The organism is Micromonospora sp. R311 (assembly GCF_056780015.1).
On record NZ_JBSWCE010000021.1, the window covers coordinates 38,088 to 54,279 of the forward strand.

The window sequence follows — 16,192 nt, forward strand, 5'->3', positions numbered from 1 at the left end:
GCCGATCGTGGCATCGGCGGGCGCCCCGGTGGCCGCGGGCATCAGCTGCCGCAGCAGCCGGCGTCGCCGGGAACGGTGGCCAGCGGAATCAGGCCGACCGGGGCGGCGAGCAAGCCACCGCTGACGCCGGTGGCCAGACCCCGGCCGGCCGGTGCGGCGGGAGCGGGACCGCAGCAGCTCTCCCCGCCCGCCGACTCCGCGGGGTTGCTGTTGCACACGCCGGTCTCGGGGAGTTCGAGCTGCACGTCCCGGGCCGCCGCCCAGTCGCCGGCCAGCGCGGCGACCACCGAGCGGACCTGCTCGTAGCCGGTGGCCATGAGGAACGTCGGCGCGCGGCCGTAGCTCTTCATGCCGACGGCGTAGTAGCCGGCCTCCGGGTGGGCGAGCTCGTCGGCGCCGTGCGGCGGAACCGTGCCGCAGGAGTGCTCGTTGGGGTCGATCAGCGGGGCGAGCGCCCGGGTGGCGCCGAGCACCGGGTCGAGGTCCAGGCGCAGCTCGGCGGCGATGGAGTGGTCGGGCCGGAATCCGGTGGCGGCGACGATCCGGTCCACCACGACGGACTCCTCGCCGCCGTCGGCGGCGCGTACGACCACGGCGACCCGGCCGTCGGCCGGGGTGAGGGCGTGCACGGAGAATCCGGTGAGCAGCCGGATCCGGCCGGCGTCGACGTGCTCGCGCAGCCGGGAGCCGAGGGCGCCGCGGGCGGGCAGCGCGTCCGCGTCGCCGCCGCCGTAGGTGCGGGCCGGGCTGGTCGAACGGATCGCCCAGGTCACCTCCGTGCCGGGCGCGGCGGCCGCCAGCTCGGCCAGGGACAGCAGCGTGTTGGCCGCGGAGTGGCCCGCCCCGACGACCAGGGTGTGCCGGCCGGCGAACCGGTCCCGGTCGGCGCCCAGCACGTCCGGCAGCGCGTGCTCCAGGTGGGACGCGGCCTCGGGCTCGCCCCGGGCGGGCAGCCCGGACGCACCGAGCACGTTCGGGGTGCCCCAGGTGCCGGAGGCGTCGATCACCGCGCGGGCGAGCAGTTCGTCGCCGTCGGCGAGCCGGACCAGGAACGGGGTGTGCTCGCGGCCGGCGGTGCGCAGCCGGTCCAGGCCGAGCCGGCTGATCGCCACCACCCGGGCCCGGTAGCGCAGGTGCGGCTTGAGCTGCGGCAGTTCGGCCAGCGGCTGGAGGTAGTCGGCGGCGAGGCCGGCGCCGGTGGGCAGGTCGTCGAGGTCGGGGGCGACCCAGCCGGCCGCGTCGAGCAGCCGGCGGGCGGCCGCGTCCAGGTTGTACCGCCACGGGGAGAACACCCGCACGTGGCCCCACTGGCGCACCGCCGCGCCGGCGCTGTCGCCGGCCTCCAGCACGGTGAAGGGCAGTCCTCGCTCGTGCAGGTGCGCGGCCGCGGCGAGCCCGACCGGTCCGGCGCCGATCACCACGACGGGCAGTTCGTCCAGGACGTTCATCAGGAAACTCCTTTGTCTTGACAATTTTCGAAACAACAGGGCGGACGGCGGCCCGCTCCGGCGGGCCGCGCGGCGGTCAGGTGATGACCGGACTGCGGCGTTCCAGCAGCACCACGTCGCGCCACCGGCCGTGGTGCCGGCCGACCCGCTCCCGGACGCCGATCACCCGGAAGCCGGCCCGCTCGTGCAGGGCGAGACTGGCCGTGTTCTCCGGAAAGATGCCGGACTGGATCGTCCAGATGCCGGCCGCCTCGGTCGAGGCGACGAGCGCGTCGAGCAGCAGCCGGGCCACCCCGCGCCCCTGCGCGGCGGGGTCGACGTAGATCGAGTGCTCCACCACGCCGGCGTAGACCGCCCGGGTGGAGGTCGGGGTGACCGCGACCCAGCCGAGGACCCTGTCGTCCCCGTCGACGGCCACGAAGCGGTGCGCGGGCAGCCGGCCGGCGTCGAACGCGGCCCAGGTCGGCGCGACGGTCTCGAAACTGGCGTTGCCCCCGTCGAGGCCCGCCTGGTAGATCGCCAGGACCGCGCCGGCGTCGTCGGGACGCATCGGTCGGAGGGTGAGGTCGCCCATCTCAGCAGGCTCCGTTCGGGCTGGGGCCGGTCGGCCCATGACCACGTCGGCGGCGGACGGGAAGCAGCCGACGCAGGCCTCGTTGACGCGGTAGTGCCGGGCGGTGCCGACCGGCTCGGCGAGCACGAACCGGACCTCGGTGAGGATCTTCAGGTGCTGGGAGACGGTGGACTGGGCCAACCCGATCGCCGCGACGATCTCCCCCACGCTCATCGGCCGGGCCTTGCGGGCCAGGTACTCCACGATCTGCACCCGGGTCGGGTCCGCCAGGGCCCTGAACCACGACGCGTACCTCTGCGCCGTCGCCCGATCGAGCAGCTCGCCCACGATCCGCTCCCTTTATCGTTAATCGCCGATTGACGATGAAAGTCTAGCGGACGACGACGCGGCCAGCCGCACGGTGGCGACCACCAGGCGCGCCAGGGCGGTGAGGGTGGCCGGATCGACCCGGTCGGCGGTGTCGGCGGGGCTGTGGTAGCCGGCCATGCCGGCGCCGATGCCCACGGCGGCGAACCCGGCGGCCCCGTAGCGACGGTTGTCCGAGGCCACCGGCCCGGCGACCAGGGGTACGCCGACGTGTCGGCCGGCCTGGTCCAGCACCGCCAGCAGCCGGTGGGCCGGCCCGCCCGCCTCGACGGCGGCGGCCCGGTCCAGGCGTCCGGCGCCGTCGACGTTGAGCACGAGCGGGTTGGCGCCGCCGGCGCGCAGCCGACGCGCGTGGTGGGCGGAGCCGAGGGCCCCGATCTCCTCGGCGTCGAGCAGGGCGACGGAGAGCCCGGCTCCGGCTTCGGCGGCCAGGATCCGGGTCGCCTCGAGCACCACCGCGACCCCGCTGGCGTTGTCCGACGCGCCCGGCTGCCGCAGGCCGGGATGGTCGCCCACGCCGTCGTAGTGCGCGGTGAGCAGCACGTCGACCGCGCCCGGTGCCGGCCGGCGGACGGTGGCGTGGATGTTGGTGCCGGTGACGTCGAGCCGCCGCAGCGGGGCGTCACCGGCCAGCCAACCACCCTCGGCGGCCGCGACGAGGACCGCGCGGTGGGTGGCGGGGTCGAGGGTGAACACCGGCAACGGCCCCGGGTCCGGGCCGGCGAGGGTGGTGTACTGCCAGCCGTCGGCGTCCACGGGGCGGCTCAGGACCAGCCCCGCGGCGCCGTGGGCGTGCCCGTAGGCGTCGAAGAGACTCATTTCCGCCGGCACGACGAGCCACCGACCGGCCGGGTCGTCCGCGCCGGCCACGCCCAGCGCGCCCCGCCGGACCTCGGTCGTGTGGGCGGAGGCGAGATGGACGCCGACCTCCCGACCGAAGGTCAGCCGGTGGGCGGTGGCGTCGCCACCCCAGGTCACCGTGGGCGCCGCGGACAGGTCGGGCACCGCCCGGACGGGAAACCCGTCGGTGTGCACCGTCGCGCCGAGCGCGGCGAGGTGATCGGCGAGCCGGGCCCGGGCGGCGATGCCGCCGGCGGAGCCGACCCGCCGACCGGCGAAGCCGTCCGCGGCCAGGGCGGCGACGGTCGCGGCCATCCGGCGGCCCGAGACCTCTTCGCGCTGGACCGGGGCGTGGACGGGTGGGTCCGGGATCATCCGCAGCACCCCTGTCCCGCGTCGACGGCGGCGGCCTTCGCCTCGGCGCCGCAGCACCCACCGGCGGCCGCGGCGGCCTCCTGGGTGCCGCAACACGGGCCCGCCGGCACGGACGCCCCGGCGGGCGGCAGGATCGAGCCGACCGCCTGCGCGGGGCTGCCGCAGCAGGCGCCGGAACCGGTGACCGCCAGGGCGGCGGCCGGGCCGCCGGCGAATCCGCCGGTCGTCTGGATGTTCTCGCTCATCGTGGTGGCCGTCCCGTCGCTCATCGCGGGCTGATCAAGGTGTGGACGGCGGCGCGAACGCTGTCGTAGCGGCGCTCCGCACGCTGGGCGGCGGTGGACACCTGGGCGCACGAGTCGCAGAAGCGCACTCCCGTCCCGGCCGACCGCCGAGCCTTGCCGAACATGACGATCCCCTTCCCACGGAGGCCTGTCTTGACGTCCGTCTAAGCAGAGACTTGCACGCTGATTAGAGAGATGTCAACCTAGAGGCATGTCGAAGCAACCGAGGCCGCCGACCGTGCTGAACGCCGACGCGCCCTGCTGCGAGCCACTGGCGCAGCGCCGGGTGCCGGCGCGGACGGCCGCCGTCCTCGCGCCCGCGTTCAAGGCTCTCGGCGACCCGGTCCGGCTGCAGCTGATGTCGATGATCGCCTCTGCGGAGGGCGGCGAGGCCTGCGTCTGCGACCTCACCCCCGCCTTCGACCTCACCGGGCCGACCATCTCCCACCACCTGAAGACCCTGCGCGAGGCGGGCCTGGTGGACGCGGAGCGGCGCGGCACCTGGGTCTACTACCGGGCCCGCCCACACGTCCTGCGCCAGCTGGCGGCACTGCTCACCGTCGAGACCACCCCCGTGGCCTAGCGGGTACGGCTCAGGACCGGCCGCCGCCGGCGGCCCGTCGGGCGGGCGCCGTCGGGCGCCTGCGCCGCGGCCGGCCGGACACCTGCGCGGCGAGCGCGGCCATGACGTACGCCGCGTCGCGTCCGACCCCGCGCAGGGTGTTCGACGAGAACGAGCGCTGGAACTCCAGGCCGAGGTAGCCGAGCCCGGGATGGGTGGTGGAGATTCCGCCGCGTTGCCGGGGTGCGCCGCGCTCGACGGTCCGGAGCGGTTCCAGGTAGTCGAGGTGCGGGCGGTAGCCGGTGGCGAAGATGACGGCGTCGACCCGCTCGACGCCGCCGTCGCCCCAGACGACGCCGTCCTCGGTGAAGGCGGTGAACATCTCCCGGCGGGCGGGCGAGCCGGAGGCGATGGCGTCGCGGTAGCTCCCGGCGTCGATCACGGCAGCGTGCCGCACCAGCCTGGTGAGCACCGGACGGGGCAGGCGGTCCGCGCCGGTGACGCGGAGCCAGTGGTGCAGGTCCCGGCCGCGGACGCGCTGCGGCAGGAACCGGACGGGCGCCCGGGTGGCCAGGGTGACGTCGGCCTGCGCGGCGATCTCGTAGGCCACCTGCACCGCGGAGTTGCCGGCCCCGACGACCACGACCCGTTTCCCCGCGTACGGGTCGGGCCGGCGGTAGTCGGCGACGTGGCGCAGGTCCCCCGCGTACCGGTCGCGGCCCGGCAGGACCGGCAGGTACGGGTTGCCGAACGACCCGCTGGCGGCGACGACACCCGCCGCCGCGAACTCGTCCCCGGCGTCGGTGCGGACGAGGTACCCGCCGCCGGGACGCGATCGCACCGCGGTGACCCGGACGCCGGTGCGGATCTCCGCGTCGAGCCGCGCGGCGTAGCGGCGCAGGTACGCCACCACCTCGGCCCGGCTCGGGTAGCGGTCCGGATCCCCGCCGAAGTCGAGGCCCGGCAGGGCGCTGTAGCGCGCCGGGGAGAACAGGGTGAGGCTGTCGTAGTAGTCGGGCCACGAGCCGACGGGCTCCGCACCGGCGTGCAGGACGACGGGACGAAGGCCGGCGGTCAGCGCGACGCGGGCGGCAGCGAGGCCGGACTGGCCGCCACCGACGATGATCACGGGTTCGGACTGGGTAACCACATCGCCATCATATCGTCGTTTCGTTGAATGACAATATGATGGCGATGCGGAAAGGTGGAGGCATGACGCAGGCGACCTCCGGGCAGGCGGCACCGCCGCCCTCGACCACGAGCCAGGTCGACGCCGGATCCGTGCTGGCGCCGCAGACCCAGGACTTCCTCAAGGCGCTCGGCAGTCCGACCCGACAGCGGATCATGATGCTCTTCGCCCGGGGGGCCGAACTGTCGGTGGGAGAGGTGGCCGAGCGCGTCGGCATCAGTCAGGCCACGGCATCCCAGCAGCTGATGCTGCTGCGCAGAGGGCGGGTCGTGACCTCCCGGCGCGACGGGAAGACGGTCTACTACCGGGCGGACCGTGACGGCGCCCTGGCGGCCCTGACCGAGCTGCAGTCGTACCTGGCAACCTGCTGCTGACCGGGCGCCCGACACCACAGCCGCTCCCCCGCCGAGTCCTCCGACGTCATCGTCACGATGGGCTGCGGCGACGCCTGCCCGGTCTTCCCCGGCAAGCGGTACGAGGACTGGAAGCTCGACGACCCGGCCGGCAAGGGCGTGGCGGCGGTGCGCCCGATCCGCGACGAGATCCGGGCGCGGGTGGAGCAGCTGCTCAGTGAGCTGACCGCCGGCCGCTGACCGCCGCCACGGTGGCCCCGCTCAGCCGGCCGGGTGGCCCCGGTCAGCCGGCCGGGCCGTCGGCGAGCACGTCGAGCAGCAGGGCGGCCGTCCAGCCGAACGCCGGCGAGCCCAATCCGGCCCCGGTGTCCGGGTGGAAGTACTCGTGGCAGCCGGCCCCGGCCACCAGCTCGACCATCGACTCGCGCAGCCCGGCGGCCAGGTCGGGGCGGTCGTGGGTGAGCATCCCCCGCCGCACCAGCCAGGTGGTGTTCAGCCAGCTCGGGCCGCGCCAGTAGCGCAGCGGCTCGAAGTCCGGGGCGGTCCGGTCGTAGCTGGGCAACGGCCGGTCCATCCGGCGGGCCACCCCGAACCGCGCCGAGCGCGCCTCCACCACCAGCGCGTCGACCTGCCGGGCGGGCAGGTCGGGCAGGACCAGCGGGGCGAGGCCGAGCACCGTCCGGGCCGGGACGAGCCGGCCGGTGCGCAGGTCGCGCGGCCGGAAGGTGCCGGTCGTCGGGTCGTACAGCCGCCGGACCAGGGCCTCGGTGATCCCGGCCGCCCGTTCCCGGTGCGGGCCCGGGTCGGCGCCGACCACGGTGGCGATCCGGGCCAGCGTGTGCTCGGCGAGACCCAGCGCCGCGTTGAACAGCGGGCACTCCACCAGGAACGGATGCCCGGCGGCCAGGTCGTCGTCGCGGTAGCCGTGGTCCCGGTAGGCGGTGACGATCGCGAGGTAGCGCGCGTAGTCCAGGTCGGTGGGGCGGTGCGCGGCGTCGGCGTGCGCGGTGTCGTGCCGGCGGTACGCGCGCATCACCGCCGCGTCGGCGGGCACCGCGGCCATCGGCTCGTCCCACGCGGGGCTGTTGTCCAGCCCGGACTCCCACGGATGCACCACGCAGGCCAGCCCACCGCCCCCGATGTCGCGCCGCCCGGCGAGGTAGCGCTGCTGGGCGACCAGCCGCGGATAGAGCCGGCCCAGCGCCGCCCGCCCGGCCTCGGTGGGGGCGCGCCGGTGCACCAGCCAGGCCGCGAGCGCGTGCACCGGCGGCTGGACCAGCCCGGAGGTGGCCACGGCCGGCGCGCCCGCGGCCACCTCCGTACGCCAGAGATCGGGCCCGGGGAAGTACGCGCCGACCCGCAGCGTCGGGTTGAACACGATGTGCGGCACCCGCCCGTCGGCCCACTGGGCCCGGAACAGGCTGTCCAGCTCCCGCCAGGCGCGCTCCGGACGCACCCGCGCCAGCCCGATCGCGATGAACGCCGAGTCCCAGCTCCACTGGTGCGGGTAGAGCGTCCGCGAGGGCACCGTGTGGTCGTGCTCCCAGTTGTCCTCAAGGGTGGCCAGCGCGAGGGCACGCAGTCGGGTGAGCGTGCCCGCGCCGGCCGTGCCCGCGCTCATGCCGGCACTCCGCTTCGCTCCGTGCCGGCCTGAGGCACGACCGCGCCGCACCGGTGATTCGCTCGCTGACGCTCGCTCACGCCGCCGCCCGCCGGGGCTGAGCGTGCCGCAGCACCGTGGCGGCCTGCTGGAGGGCGCGTACCGGGTCGCCGCGCAGCCGGCACTCCAGCGCCAGCCAGCCCCGGTAGTCGATCTCGAGCAGGGTCCGCAGCAACGCCGGCCAGTCGAGGTGGCCGGCGCCCGGCTGGTACCGGTTGGAATCGCTGACCTGCACGTGCCCCAGGTACGGCGCGGCGCCGCGCAGCGCCCGGTGCACGTCGTCCTCCTCGATGTTCATGTGGAAGGTGTCGGCGACCACCCGCACCGAGGGCAGCCCGACGGCGGCGCAGAGCGCGACCGCCTCGTCGAGCCGGTTGACCATGTGGTCCTCGTACCGGTTGAGCGGCTCGAGGAAGAGGGTGACCCCCTCGGCACGGGCATGCTCGCCCAGCTCGCCGAGGGCGTCGACGAGCAACCGCCGGTCGCCGGCCGGCGAGCGGGGCGGCTCGAACGGCGGCAGTCGCCGGGAGAACATCCCCCACGCCGCCGGGGTCATCACGCCGGCGCCACCGAGTTCGGCGATCACCGACAGTTGGGAGCGCAGGTTGCGCACCGCGTCCCGGGACCGCTCGGCGTCGAAGTCACCGATGAAGTGGTCCATCTCGACGCAGACGGTCGGCATCACCACCCCGCCGGCACGGGCCCGGCGCAGCTCGGGCAGCCGGCGGGCGAGGGCGAGGTCGCCCCGGCCGCGCAGCTCGATGCCGTGGTAGCCGAGCGCGGTGGCCAGGGCGTACTTCTGGATCAGGTCGGTGCCCGGCAGGAGCTGCTCCTGGCAGGCGATCGGGATGGTCATCAGAACCTCAGCACGACTTGGAGGGCGTCACCGTCACCGCGGTCGAGCAGCGCCAGCGCGTCGGCCACCGCGCTGGCGTCGACGACGTGGCTCACCAGCGGCAGCGGGTCGACGCTGCCTTCGGCCACCAGGTCCATGAAGGTCTGTGCGACGCGGGCACCGGTCCACCGGCCGGCCATGCCGGGCGCCGGGGTCGGCCCGGAGACCTGGGCCGCCACCAGCTGGATCCGGTTGTGGTGGAACTCCTCGCCCAGGCCGAGCCCGTCGGCCTGGCCCTGGTAGAAGCCGGCGGCCACGACGCGGCCGGCGTGGGTGGTGGCACGGATCGCCTCGTGCAGCGCCGGGTACGCCCCGGACAGCTCCAGGCAGACGTCCGCGCCGTTGCCGCCGGTGGCCCGCCGCAGCACGTCGGCGGCGGACTCGGTGGCCGCGTCGACGACCAGCCGGGCGCCGAGCCGCCGGGCGTGCGCCAGCCGGCCGGCCACCCGGTCGACGGCCACCACCCGGGCGCCGGAGAGGGTGGCGAGCCGGGTGGCGAGCAGCCCGATCACGCCCTGCCCGAAGACCCCGACCCAGTCGCCGAGGTGCAGGTCGCCGGCGAGCACGGCGGTCAGCGCGATGGCGCCGGGGCGGGCGAAGACGGCGGCGAGCGGGTCCAGCCCGGCGGGCAGCGGGTGCACCGCGCCGGCCGGCACCACCGCCTCGGCCCGGTGCCCCCAGATGCCCCAGACGAGCTGCCCGGGGCGCCGGTCGGCGACGTCCGGGGCGACCTCGACGACCTCGCCGACCTCCTCGTAGCCGAAGCCGACCAGCGGATAGGGCACGGCCGCCTGCCGGGGCACGAACATCCGGGTGACGTCGTCCCAGTCCTTGCTCAGCCGCGGGTTGCTGCCCCGGTAGAGGGTGAGCTCGGTGCCGGCGGAGATGCCGGAGTAACAGGTGCGGACCCGGACCTGGCCGGGCCCGAGCGGATCCGGGGGGCAGGGTTCGAGGCTGATCCTGCGGGGCCCGGCCAAGGAGACAACCCAGTTGACCATGAGTCACATCCCGGTAGCACTGGGCTCCATCGTAGAACAAAAAATCGGCATATGTCTTGTAATTGATCAATCGACGGCGTTGAATCCGTCATGTACCCTTCGAGAGGAGTGCCACCGATGTCAGCACCTCCGATGCGGATGCTCGCCGCCACCCTGATCGTGACACTCGCCGGGGGCAGCCTGCTGGCCTGCGGCGACGACGATTCCGGCGACGACAGCAAGAAGATCACCGTCTGGAGCCTGGAGGACGTCGCCGACCGGGTCACCGCCACCAAGGCGATCATCGCCGACTTCACCGCCGAGACCGGGATCACCGTCGACCTGGTCACCGTCAACGAGGACCAGTTCCCCTCCCTGATCGCCTCCAGCGCGGCCGCCGGCGAACTGCCCGACGTGGTCGGTTCGGTGTCGCTGGCCGGCATCCGCACGCTGGCCGGCAACGAACTGCTGCACCCCTCGGCGAACGCGGAGGTGGTGGAGCGGCTCGGCCGGCAGACGTTCTCGCCCCGGGCGCTGGAGCTGACCTCCGACGACGGCAGGCAGCTCGCCGTGCCCAGCGACGGCTGGGGCCAGCTGCTCGTCTACCGCAAGGACCTCTTCGCCGCCGCCGGCCTGCCCGTCCCCGACACGTACGAGAAGATCACCAACGCCGCGCGGACGCTGCACCGCGACGGCGTCGCCGGCATCACCGCGGCCACGGCCCCCGGCGACGTCTTCACCCAGCAGACCTTCGAGCACCTGGCGCTGGCGAACAACTGCCAGCTCACCGACGACTCCGGCGCGGTGAGGCTGGACTCGGCCGAGTGCGTCGAGGCGTTCCGCTTCTACGGCGACCTGATGCGCACCTGGTCGGTCAGGGGCGGCCAGGACGTGGACACCACCCGGGCCACCTACTTCGCCGGCAAGGCGGCCATGCTGGTCTGGTCGCCGTTCATCCTCGACGAGTTGGCCGGGCTGCGCAACGACGCCAGACCCACCTGCCCGCAGTGCCAGGCCGACCCGACCTTCCTCGCGAAGAACAGCGGCTTCGTCACCGGCATCCAGGGCCCGAACGGCACCGGGCCGGCCCAGTACGGCGAGATCAGCTCCTGGGCGGTGCTCGACGGCGCCGCCGCCGACCCGGCGAAGTCCTTCGTGTCCCACCTGCTCGACGAGGCGTACCCGCGCTGGTTCGGCATGTCGCCGGAGGGCCGCTTCCCGGTCCGCAAGGGCACCCCGGCCGAGCCGGAGAAGTTCCTCACCGCCTGGAACACCAGCCAGGCCGGGGTGGACGCGAAGAAGCCGCTCGCCGAGGTGTACGGCGACGAGGTGCTCGCCGAGCTGCGCCGCAGCCCGGACACCTTCCAGCGCTGGGGCCTCATCCAGGGCCAGGGCAAGCTGGTCGGCGCGATCCTCGGCGAGCTGCCGGTGCCCAAGGCGCTGAACGACGTGGTCTCCGGCAAGTCGGACGCGGCCGCCGCCGCCGGCCGGGCCAAGAAGGACGTGGAGGCGATCAAGGCGGGCGTCAATTGACCACCACCGCCCCCGGCACCGGCCGCTCCCCCACCCGGGACCGGCCGGCGCCGGCCCGCCGCCGCAAGCCGCTCACCCTTCGCCGCCGCGAGTCCCGCGCCGGGCTGGCGCTGGTCGCACCCACCCTGCTCGTCGTCGTCGCGGTGATCGGCATCCCGATCGTCTGGACGGTCGTGCTGGCCTTCCAGCGGGTCCGCCTGGCCACCCTGCGCCGGACCGGGCTGTTCGGCGAGTTCACCCTGGACAACGTCGAGCGGGTGCTGAACACCCCCGGCTTCGCCGACACCCTCTGGACCACCCTGGTCTACAGTCTCGGCGCCACCGCCGGCTCGATCGTGCTCGGCCTGGTGGCGGCGCTCGTCGTGCGCCGGCCGTTCCGGGGCCGCACGCTGGTCCGGGCGTCGATGCTGCTGCCGTATGTGGCCCCGGTGGTCGCGGTCACCTTCGTCTGGCAGGTCATGCTGGACCCGCAACTCGGCATCGTCAACGACTGGGGACGGCGGTTCCTCGGCTGGGACACCCCGGTGCCGTTCCTGTCCCAGGAGTCGACCGCGCTGGCCACCGTCATCGCCTTCGAGGCGTGGCGCTACTTCCCGTTCGCGTTCCTGTTCCTGCTCGCCCGGCTCCAGGCGGTGCCCGGCGAACTGGAGGAGGCCGCCCGGGTGGACGGAGCCACCCCCACCCAGCGCTTCCGGCACATCCTGCTGCCCCAGCTGATGCCGGTGCTCGCCCTGCTCGGCGTGCTGCGGTTCATCATGACGTTCAACAAGTTCGACGACGTCTACCTGCTCACCGGGGGTGCGGCCGGCACCGAGGTGGTCAGCGTCCGGGTCTACGAGTTCCTCACCGCGCGTACCGACATCGGCGCCGCCGCGGCCCAGGCCGTCGTGCTGGCCGTGGTGCTCGTCGTGTTCGTGCTGATCTACCTGCGCTTCTTCGGACGGAGGGTCGGCTGATGGACCGGGACCGGGTCGAGACGGTGAGCCTGCGTTGGCTGCGCCGGCTGGTGGTCGCGGCGTTCCTGCTGGTCACCGTCTTCCCCTTCTACTACATGCTGGTGCTGTCGGTGCGCCCCATCGAGCGGCTGCTGCTCGACCCCGGCTCGCTCGTGGTCGGCCTCGGCGAGCTGACCGTCAGCACGTACGCCGAGGTGCTGCGGGCCACCGACGACGGCGGCCAGGGATTCCTCACCTTCATGCGCAACAGCGGCCTGGTGGCCGTCGCGGCGACCCTGCTCACCCTGCTGGTGTCGATCCCCGGCGCGTACGCCGTCTCCCGGCTGCGGTTCTTCGGCCGCCGCCAGGTCGACTTCCTGTTCCTGGCGGTCTACCTGTTCCCGTCCATCGTCATCGCGATCCCGCTCTTCGTGGTCTTCACCCGGGCGGGGCTGCGCGGCTCGCTGCTCGGCCTGATCCTGGTCTACATCTCGCAGACCCTGCCGGTCTCGGTCTACATGCTGAAGAACTACTTCGAGACCATCCCGGTCAGCCTGGAGGAGTCCGCGGCCATCGACGGCGCCGGCCGGCTCGGCATCATCCGGCGGGTCAGCCTCCCCCTCGCCGCTCCGTCGATCATGGCGGTCGCCCTCTACGACTTCATGATCGCCTGGAACGAGTTCCTCTTCGCGCTGCTCTTCCTGGTGGACAAGCCGAACCGGTGGACCGTGTCGCTCGGGCTGGCGCAGTTGGCCGACGGGGTCGAGGTGCCCAAGACCGTGCTGATGGCCGGCTCGGTCATCCTCACCCTGCCCATCGTGATCCTCTTCTTCGCCAGCGAACGGCTGCTCACCGAGGGCCTCACCAGCGGCGCGGAGAAGGGCTGACGGCCCGCTCCGGAGCCACCCGCCGTGACGCCCCGCAGACCGCCCGGTCACCGGGCGCACACCTGCACAAACTGGCCAGTCAGTTACCCCACAGGGCGCCCCGGAGGCCGTAGCATCGGGGCCGGCCCGGCCCCCGGCCAAGGGGGGAACCCGGTTGAACCGCCGTGCGCGGATCGGCCGCAGGCGCACACCACCTCCGTACCGACGCAGGCAAAGGATCCGGCGATGAGTCAGACAGGGCAGGAGAACACCACGGGTACGGCAGGCGAGGACTACACCCGCCGGCTGCAGCGGTTGGGCGGCGCGCGATGGAAGCAGCTGCTCGACGTGCAGGCGCCCTACCGGTGGAACCTGCGCCGGCTCCAGCTGGGCCGCACCCTCGACGTCGGCTCCGGCCTCGGCCGCAACCTGATCAACCTGGGCGGCGACAGTGTCGGCGTGGACCACAACCCCACCTCGGTCGCGCACTGCCGTGAGCTCGGCCTGGAGGCGTACACCACCGAAGAGTTCTTCTCCACCGAGTACGCCCAGCCGGCCGCGTTCGACTCGATGCTCGCCGCGCACCTGCTCGAGCACATGCCGGCCGAGCAGGCCCGCGAGGTGATCTCGATGTACCTGCCGTTCGTCCGTCCCGGCGGCCGGGCGGTGTTCATCACCCCGCAGGAGCGCGGTTACCGCAGCGACGCGACGCACGTCCGGTTCGTCGGCTTCGCCGAGGCGGCGGAGACCTGCCGCGAACTCGGCCTGACCGTGGAGCGGCAGTACTCGTTCCCGTTCCCCCGGGCCTTGGGCAAGATCTTCACCTACAACGAGTTCATCACGGTGGCCCGGCTGCCGTGACCCTCCGGGGCCCCCGCTAGCGTGGGGGGATGGCCAATCCGACCCGCTGGGCGACCGACACCGGCCCGGAGCACTCGCAGTGGTACATCGACCGGTTCCGCCGGCTGGCGGCCGAGGGGGCGGACCTGGCCGGTGAGGCCCGGCTCCTGGACGCCATGGTGGCGCCCGGCTCCCGGATCCTCGACGCGGGCTGCGGCACCGGCCGGCTCGGTGCCGCGCTCGCCGCCCGCGGGCACACCGTGGTCGGGGTGGACGCCGACCCCGCGCTGGTCGAGGCCGCCCGGGTCGACCACCCGGGGCCCCGGTGGCTGGTCGCCGACCTGGCCGAGCTGGATCTGGCCGCGGCCGGCGAGCCCGAACCGTTCGACGCCGCCGTGGTCGCCGGCAACGTGATGGCCTTCGTCGCTCCCGGCACCGAGCGGGCGGTGCTGCGCCGGATCGCCGCGCACCTGCGCCCCGACGGCGTGGTGGCGGTCGGCTTCGGCACCGACCGGGGCTACCCGCTGACCGACTTCGACGCCGACGCGGTGGCCGCCGGGCTGCGCCTGGAACACCGCTTCGCGACCTGGGACCTGCGCCCCTGGCGCGACGACAGCGACTTCGCGGTCAGCGTGCTGCGCCGCCCGGCCTGAGCCGACGGCGCACGCCGGGCCGCACCATCCGGGCTCAGGCCGGTGCGGCCACCACCCGGGCCGCCGCCGGATCGAGGGCGGCGCCGGCGGGCACCAGGCTGACCAGGCCGGCGGGCAACCGGGCCGGGCGGACGTCGCGGTAGCCGAGCATGCCGAGCACCTCGCCGCCGGCGAGCACGTACCGCCGGCCCAGGTCGGTGACGACGGAGACCGCCCCGCCGGACGCGCCGGGCGCCGCGACCGACTCCACGACCGCGCCGCGGCCCGGCTCGACCACGACGTGGTCGGCGCGCACCCCGCCACCGGCCGGGGCCGGCGTCCGCGGGCTGGCCCCGAGGTCGGGCAGGGCGGCGCCGAGCCGGACGTCGACCACCGCCCCGTCGTCGCCGAACCGGGCGCAGAGCGCGGCCCCGTCCAGCGCGGCCAGCCTCGGCGGTACGGTCGGCGGCGCGGCCGGGCCGGTCGGCGCGAGGTCGGGCAGTTTCGGCAGCGCGGCGAACCGGCCCAGGGTGATCGGCTCCGGCTCGCCCTGGCCGGTGCGGGCGAGCAGCAGGCCGGCCTGCAGTTCGGTGATGCCGGCCAGCCCGTCCCGCAGCGCGACGGCGTACTGCCGTCCGCCGCCGGAGTTGCGCACCAGGTAGACGTCACCGATCCGGGCGCCGGAGACCCGCTCGGCGGGCTCGCCCTCGTCCGGCAGGGCCAGCGGTGCCAGGTCGGCGCCGGCCGGCAGGACGTTGAGCAGCGCCGGGGCGACCGGCACCGCGCGGGCCCGGGTGGTCGCCAGCGCCGCGAGCACCCGGTTGGCATCCCGGACGAGGTGCCGCCGGTGGTGCCAGAGCAGGTGCAGCGCGCCGTCCGGGTGCCGCAGCAGCAGCGCGTCCTCGCCCAGCGGACGGCCGCCGGCGGCGTCGACGCCGACCAGCAGCGCGGAGCGGGGCGCTGCCGGCGCCGTCCCGGCCGGGGCCGCCGAGCAGACCGTCCACGGCGCGGTGACCAGCCGGCCCGGCGCGGGCAGCGAGTCGGGGGCGTCGGCGATGCCGAGTGGCAGGCCGCGCGGCACGCCGTCGATGGAGCGGCGGGAGACCAGCACGGTCTTCGGCCGGTCCGCCCCGATGATCAGCAGCGCGGAGGCGTAGTTGAGCACCGGGTGCAGCTTCTGCTCCCGGTAGACGAACCGGGCACCGGACTCCTTCTCCACGATCACCGCGCTCGCGTCGCGCCACTTCGTGCCGCCGCCGGCGAACAGGCCGTAGAGCGCGGAGCCGCCCACCCCGATGGCCGCGACCAGGACGCTGGCCAGCGCGGCGCCGGCCAGCCGCCGGAACGGCGACTGCGCCGGGTCGGTCTCGCGCAGCACCAGCGCGGCGACCGCCCGCTGGACGGTGAACTGGTAGGAGTGCAGCTGGTCCTGCCGCGACGGCATGGGATCCCTTCCGGCGATTCGGTCGGGGCACAGGATAAGCGCTGCGTCGATGTCCCGACGACCCTCCGTCGCGACCTTCGGCGAGTGATTGGCGACCAGGTACCCCCCGGGGTATGCTTGCGACGTGAAGCTACGGCCCGAGATGACGGCGGACGCGCTGACCCGGCTCAAGCGGGCCCGCGGGCAGCTCAACGCCGTGATCGAGATGATCGAGACCGGTCAGGACTGCCGCGACACGCTGACCCAGCTGGCCGCCGTCTCGAAGGCGCTGGACCGCGCCGGCTACAAGCTCATCGCCTCCGGGATGCGGCACTGCAGCACCGCGCGTGAGCGCGGCGAGCAGCCGGAGATGACCGAGGAGGAGCTGGAGAAGCTGTTCCTCGCCCTGTCCTGATTCGCCCTCCGCCCGACCTCCCGGT

Annotated in this window: 17 protein-coding genes and 2 pseudogenes; 9 read left to right on the forward strand and 10 right to left on the reverse strand. The window is 74.5% G+C overall.

The window, feature by feature from the left end; translation table 11 throughout:
- Positions 1-41: 41 nt before the first annotated feature.
- The 5 genes and pseudogenes from AC1WTP_RS18900 to AC1WTP_RS18920 all read right to left on the reverse strand — a co-directional run bounded on the left by AC1WTP_RS18900 (position 42) and on the right by AC1WTP_RS18920 (position 3,872).
- Complete coding sequence (locus AC1WTP_RS18900; protein ID WP_481650584.1) at positions 42-1,448, reverse strand: FAD-dependent oxidoreductase; 1,407 nt, start codon at positions 1,446-1,448, stop codon at positions 42-44.
- Positions 1,449-1,524: 76 nt separating this feature from the next.
- Positions 1,525-2,022 (reverse strand): N-acetyltransferase family protein, encoded by a 498-nt coding sequence (locus AC1WTP_RS18905; RefSeq protein WP_481650664.1) that lies wholly within the window; start codon positions 2,020-2,022, stop codon positions 1,525-1,527.
- A gap of 18 nt (positions 2,023-2,040) precedes the next feature.
- A pseudogene (locus AC1WTP_RS18910) lies at positions 2,041-2,349 on the reverse strand (ArsR/SmtB family transcription factor); the annotation flags it as partial.
- 18 nt (positions 2,350-2,367) lie between these two features.
- On the reverse strand, positions 2,368-3,603 hold the full coding sequence (locus tag AC1WTP_RS18915) for a M28 family metallopeptidase (RefSeq protein WP_481650585.1): 1,236 nt from the start codon (positions 3,601-3,603) through the stop codon (positions 2,368-2,370).
- Positions 3,600-3,872, reverse strand: coding sequence for a hypothetical protein (locus AC1WTP_RS18920; RefSeq protein ID WP_481650586.1), 273 nt, complete (start codon positions 3,870-3,872; stop codon positions 3,600-3,602). Before AC1WTP_RS18920 ends, AC1WTP_RS18915 begins: the two co-directional genes overlap by 4 nt.
- 226 nt (positions 3,873-4,098) lie before the next feature.
- Between AC1WTP_RS18920 and AC1WTP_RS18925 the strand changes: the two genes are divergently transcribed.
- On the forward strand, positions 4,099-4,470 hold the full coding sequence (locus tag AC1WTP_RS18925; protein WP_481650587.1) for an ArsR/SmtB family transcription factor: 372 nt from the start codon (positions 4,099-4,101) through the stop codon (positions 4,468-4,470).
- Between the two features lie 10 nt (positions 4,471-4,480).
- On the opposite strand, the gene AC1WTP_RS18930 is transcribed toward AC1WTP_RS18925, so the two are convergent.
- A complete protein-coding gene (locus tag AC1WTP_RS18930; RefSeq protein ID WP_481650588.1) occupies positions 4,481-5,599 on the reverse strand; it encodes a flavin-containing monooxygenase in 1,119 nt (372 codons plus the stop codon).
- 62 nt (positions 5,600-5,661) lie between these two features.
- Here AC1WTP_RS18930 and AC1WTP_RS18935 point away from each other — a divergent pair, with 62 nt between their 5' ends.
- A complete protein-coding gene (locus tag AC1WTP_RS18935) occupies positions 5,662-6,012 on the forward strand; it encodes an ArsR/SmtB family transcription factor (protein WP_481650589.1) in 351 nt (116 codons plus the stop codon).
- 18 nt (positions 6,013-6,030) lie between these two features.
- Positions 6,031-6,231: pseudogene (locus AC1WTP_RS18940) on the forward strand (low molecular weight phosphatase family protein); the annotation flags it as partial.
- Between the two features lie 43 nt (positions 6,232-6,274).
- On the opposite strand, the gene AC1WTP_RS18945 reads toward AC1WTP_RS18940, so the two are convergent.
- The 3 genes from AC1WTP_RS18945 to AC1WTP_RS18955 form a co-directional block, all read right to left on the reverse strand.
- Positions 6,275-7,612, reverse strand: a complete 1,338-nt coding sequence (locus tag AC1WTP_RS18945; RefSeq protein ID WP_481650590.1) for an MGH1-like glycoside hydrolase domain-containing protein — start codon at positions 7,610-7,612, stop codon at positions 6,275-6,277.
- A gap of 76 nt (positions 7,613-7,688) precedes the next feature.
- Positions 7,689-8,507: a TIM barrel protein gene (locus AC1WTP_RS18950; RefSeq protein ID WP_481650591.1), complete on the reverse strand. Its 819-nt coding sequence runs from the start codon at positions 8,505-8,507 to the stop codon at positions 7,689-7,691.
- Positions 8,507-9,544: a zinc-dependent alcohol dehydrogenase gene (locus tag AC1WTP_RS18955; protein WP_481650592.1), complete on the reverse strand. Its 1,038-nt coding sequence runs from the start codon at positions 9,542-9,544 to the stop codon at positions 8,507-8,509. Before AC1WTP_RS18955 ends, AC1WTP_RS18950 begins: the two co-directional genes overlap by 1 nt.
- Positions 9,545-9,661: 117 nt before the next feature.
- Between AC1WTP_RS18955 and AC1WTP_RS18960 the strand changes: the two genes are divergently transcribed.
- The 5 genes from AC1WTP_RS18960 (at position 9,662) to AC1WTP_RS18980 (ending at position 14,350) form a co-directional block, all read left to right on the forward strand.
- The gene (locus tag AC1WTP_RS18960) at positions 9,662-11,056 is read left to right on the forward strand and encodes an ABC transporter substrate-binding protein (protein ID WP_481650593.1); all 1,395 of its coding nucleotides are present in this window, start codon (positions 9,662-9,664) and stop codon (positions 11,054-11,056) included.
- Positions 11,053-12,012 carry a carbohydrate ABC transporter permease gene (locus AC1WTP_RS18965; RefSeq protein WP_481650594.1) on the forward strand — a complete coding sequence of 320 codons (960 nt, stop codon included), beginning with the start codon at positions 11,053-11,055 and terminating at the stop codon, positions 12,010-12,012. Before AC1WTP_RS18960 ends, AC1WTP_RS18965 begins: the two co-directional genes overlap by 4 nt.
- The gene (locus AC1WTP_RS18970; RefSeq protein ID WP_481650595.1) at positions 12,012-12,878 is read left to right on the forward strand and encodes a carbohydrate ABC transporter permease; all 867 of its coding nucleotides are present in this window, start codon (positions 12,012-12,014) and stop codon (positions 12,876-12,878) included. Before AC1WTP_RS18965 ends, AC1WTP_RS18970 begins: the two co-directional genes overlap by 1 nt.
- 225 nt (positions 12,879-13,103) lie before the next feature.
- Positions 13,104-13,718, forward strand: a complete 615-nt coding sequence (locus AC1WTP_RS18975; protein WP_481650596.1) for a class I SAM-dependent methyltransferase — start codon at positions 13,104-13,106, stop codon at positions 13,716-13,718.
- A gap of 29 nt (positions 13,719-13,747) precedes the next feature.
- Complete coding sequence (locus AC1WTP_RS18980; protein ID WP_481650597.1) at positions 13,748-14,350, forward strand: class I SAM-dependent methyltransferase; 603 nt, start codon at positions 13,748-13,750, stop codon at positions 14,348-14,350.
- Between the two features lie 34 nt (positions 14,351-14,384).
- On the opposite strand, the gene eccB is transcribed toward AC1WTP_RS18980, so the two are convergent.
- On the reverse strand, positions 14,385-15,773 hold the full coding sequence (gene eccB / locus AC1WTP_RS18985; protein WP_481650598.1) for a type VII secretion protein EccB: 1,389 nt from the start codon (positions 15,771-15,773) through the stop codon (positions 14,385-14,387).
- A gap of 124 nt (positions 15,774-15,897) precedes the next feature.
- Here eccB and AC1WTP_RS18990 point away from each other — a divergent pair, with 124 nt between their 5' ends.
- Complete coding sequence (locus tag AC1WTP_RS18990) at positions 15,898-16,167, forward strand: metal-sensitive transcriptional regulator (protein ID WP_481650599.1); 270 nt, start codon at positions 15,898-15,900, stop codon at positions 16,165-16,167.
- Positions 16,168-16,192 lie beyond the last annotated feature (25 nt).